The organism is Streptococcus handemini (assembly GCF_040984445.1).
Taxonomy (GTDB): domain Bacteria; phylum Bacillota; class Bacilli; order Lactobacillales; family Streptococcaceae; genus Streptococcus; species Streptococcus handemini.
In genome coordinates, this window is the sequence record NZ_JBFRYH010000109.1 from 1 (window position 1) to 2,999 (window position 2,999).

General features: G+C 39.2%; 4 protein-coding genes. All 4 read left to right on the forward strand.

Annotated elements, in window-relative coordinates; genetic code table 11:
- Positions 1-128 precede the first annotated feature (128 nt).
- The gene (locus ABPH35_RS10650) at positions 129-278 is read left to right on the forward strand and encodes a hypothetical protein (RefSeq protein ID WP_349989628.1); all 150 of its coding nucleotides are present in this window, start codon (positions 129-131) and stop codon (positions 276-278) included.
- A 102-nt stretch (positions 279-380) separates the two neighbouring features.
- Entirely contained in the window at positions 381-623 is a 243-nt protein-coding gene (locus ABPH35_RS10655) for a type B 50S ribosomal protein L31 (RefSeq protein ID WP_067091298.1), read from the forward strand.
- Positions 624-989: 366 nt separating this feature from the next.
- Positions 990-2,222: an FtsW/RodA/SpoVE family cell cycle protein gene (locus tag ABPH35_RS10660; protein ID WP_405054587.1), complete on the forward strand. Its 1,233-nt coding sequence runs from the start codon at positions 990-992 to the stop codon at positions 2,220-2,222.
- A gap of 8 nt (positions 2,223-2,230) precedes the next feature.
- Positions 2,231-2,770, forward strand: coding sequence for a DJ-1 family glyoxalase III (locus tag ABPH35_RS10665; protein ID WP_349989630.1), 540 nt, complete (start codon positions 2,231-2,233; stop codon positions 2,768-2,770).
- The last annotated feature ends 229 nt before the right edge of the window (positions 2,771-2,999 follow it).

A 2,999-nucleotide genomic window follows, 5' to 3' on the forward strand; every position in this document is an offset into this window, starting at 1 on the left:
ACTCTCCTCCCCGTGATTTGTAGTCGTGATTGGCCTTCTCATTTTATATTATAGAGCAAAATAAAGAGCACAACACATTTTCATTTAGTGTTGTGCCTTGAGTGAAACGAAAGGAATGAATTATAAACATGAAGGAATTGGATTATACCATCATTGAGTTGTCGCTTTTGGGACAACTGCTGAATAATCTATCCACGGACACAGATTCTGGAGCATCTGAAGGTTATTTTGGAACTAAGGTCAAAACGGATGCTGATTCAGGTGCCTCGATTCAATAGAAAATAGAAAAAAATAGTTGCCAAGTATTGTAAAATGTGGTAGACTATATTGGTATTATCTATGGCTCGACAAAGAGTCCATGGCAGAAAGGAATTTTTAAAATGAAAAAAGATATCCATCCAGAATATCGCACGGTTGTCTTTATGGACACAACTACTGGCTACAAGTTCCTTAGCGGTTCTACAAAGAACTCTAAAGAAACTATCGAATTTGAAGGTGAAACATATCCATTGATTCGTGTGGAAATTTCATCAGACTCACACCCATTCTACACAGGACGTCAAAAGTTCACGCAAGCAGATGGACGTGTGGATCGTTTCAACAAAAAATACGGTCTCAAATAATCAACCGCATTTATTACTCAAGAATGTTGCTATTAAGCTATTCCTATTATCGGGAATAGCTTTTCTTTTTCTAAAAGTAACGGACAAAACTTACGCTTCTAAAAATTGGGATAGTTTTTTTAATGATGATAAAACTATCGTGGTCTTTGACCATTTTAAATAGAAAAAGCAGCAGAAGAGCAGAAATAAACTCGAAATAGTAAAAAAAGAGTTTGTCTTAATATCCTGCACATAGTAGTTGTATGAGGGGCGTCAAGTTGTTCAACTATAGTAGGGTCATATTATTGTAGATTTCCTATCTTCCTAGTTCAAAATTTTCGTATTTTCTGCTATACTTGAAGAGCGAATGGATTGAAAGTTTGAGGAATGAAGATGAATCAGAAAAGCTCGATAGAGAGCAGGATTGACTATGCTTTGATTTTACCTGTCTTTTTTTTATTGCTGATTGGTTTGGTAGCTGTTTATATAGCTGTCAACCAAGATTACCCAAATAATGTAGCGACAATTGTGGGACAGCAGGTTATGTGGATTTTTGTGGGAGTTGGTTTTGCGTTTTTGGTGATGTTCTTCAGCACCAAATTTTTATGGCAGATGACACCTTTGTTGTACTTGTTAGGTTTAGGATTGATGGTGCTTCCAATTGTATTTTATAGTCCTGAGTTAGTAGCCTCGACAGGGGCAAAAAACTGGGTAACAATCCGTGGGGTGACCCTCTTTCAGCCGTCTGAATTTATGAAGATTTCTTACATTATCATGACGGCTCGTACTATTGTCAGCTTTCAGAAAAAATACCCGATACGAAACGTTCAAAAAGATTTTCAGCTGATTGCCTACCTCGTCTTATGGACACTTCCTGTACTAGGTTTGCTCTACTTTCAAAAAGATTTAGGAACCTCTTTAGTTTTTATTGCCATTTTTAGTGGCATGGTGTTGATTTCAGGAGTTTCGTGGAAAATTCTCTTACCTACATTTATTGGTGCAGTAGTCTTGATAGGCGGATTTTTACTCTTGTTTATTGCTCCTGGCGGAACAACCTTTTTATATAATATAGGAATGGATACCTATAAAATCAACCGTATTGCGGCCTGGCTAGATCCCTTTAAAAATGCCAAATCCACGACTTACCAACAAGCGCAAAGTTTAATTGCTATTGGGAGTGGTGGATTGAAAGGAATCGGCTTTAACAAGACTAATCTCTTGGTCCCTGTCCGGGAAAGTGACATGATTTTTACGGTAATTGGAGAGAATTTTGGTTTTATTGGCGGAGTTACATTGATTGGCCTCTATACGCTGCTGATTTATCGTATGTTGCGGATTACTCTACAGTCCAATAATCGTTTTTATACCTACGTATCGACCGGTTATATTATGATGTTGCTGTTCCATGTCTTTGAAAATATCGGTGCAGCTATTGGAGTTCTCCCATTGACGGGGATTCCTCTACCTTTTATTTCACAAGGTGGCTCATCCATCATTTCCAATCTCATCGGTGTTGGTTTGATGCTGTCTATGAGTTATCAATACACATTGTCAAACGAACAGCGTCGGAATAAGTCACGAACAGAGAAGAAAATTACGATAAAACGTGTAGAAAGATAGGTGTGTTTATGAAAAAAGTAGCAGTTGTGTTAGCAAATGGTTTTGAAGAAATAGAAGCCTTGACCCCTGTAGATGTTTTGCGCCGTGCCTCAATAGCATGTGACATGGTAGGTTTGACAGACTTAGAAATCGAAGGTTCCCATGGCATAAAAGTCCAAGCAGATAAGGTTTTTACAGGAGATTTTTCAGATTACGATATGGTGGTTTTGCCAGGAGGGATGCCGGGTTCAGTCAAACTGCGTGACCATGATGAACTGATTGCAGCTCTACAAGTAGCCGAAAAAAACGGGAAATTTGTCGCAGCCATTTGCGCTGCACCGATTGTCTTAGAAAGGGCAGGCTTACTGAGCAATCGTCGCTATACGTGTTACCCTGGTAAAGAAGCAGATATAGCTTCTGGTCAGTATGTAGTGGAGACGGTGGTAGTGGATGGAAATGTCATCACCAGCCGAGGGGCAGGAACTAGTCTGGCATTTGCTTACAAATTAGTAGACCTACTTGGTGGAGATGGTACTAGTTTAGCACAAGCCATGGTTTATGAGCGCTAAGCCTTGGGGCCGATAGTAACTAGATTAAGTAAAGGAGTGGACAAGTCGGTTTCTTTGACATCAGGCTGGAGTCCTCTCCACGACAAACGCATGAAGAAAGTTTCGTTTTCAGATAACAGTTTCATAAACTAAGTTCGAATCCTTTGCTATACTAGAGATAGTGGAGGATTTTGTTATGAATGAGATACTGGATTTCTTGATAGGTGTCCGTGATGATAGAGAAACCTGG

Bases quoted from the DNA above. Each gene is read 5' to 3' on its own strand.
- ABPH35_RS10650 (WP_349989628.1), top strand. From the start codon at position 129: ATGAAGGAATTGGATTATACCATCATTGAGTTGTCGCTTTTGGGACAA.
- ABPH35_RS10655 (WP_067091298.1), top strand. From the start codon at position 381: ATGAAAAAAGATATCCATCCAGAATATCGCACGGTTGTCTTTATGGAC.
- ABPH35_RS10660 (WP_405054587.1), top strand. From the start codon at position 990: ATGAAGATGAATCAGAAAAGCTCGATAGAGAGCAGGATTGACTATGCT.
- ABPH35_RS10665 (WP_349989630.1), top strand. From the start codon at position 2,231: ATGAAAAAAGTAGCAGTTGTGTTAGCAAATGGTTTTGAAGAAATAGAA.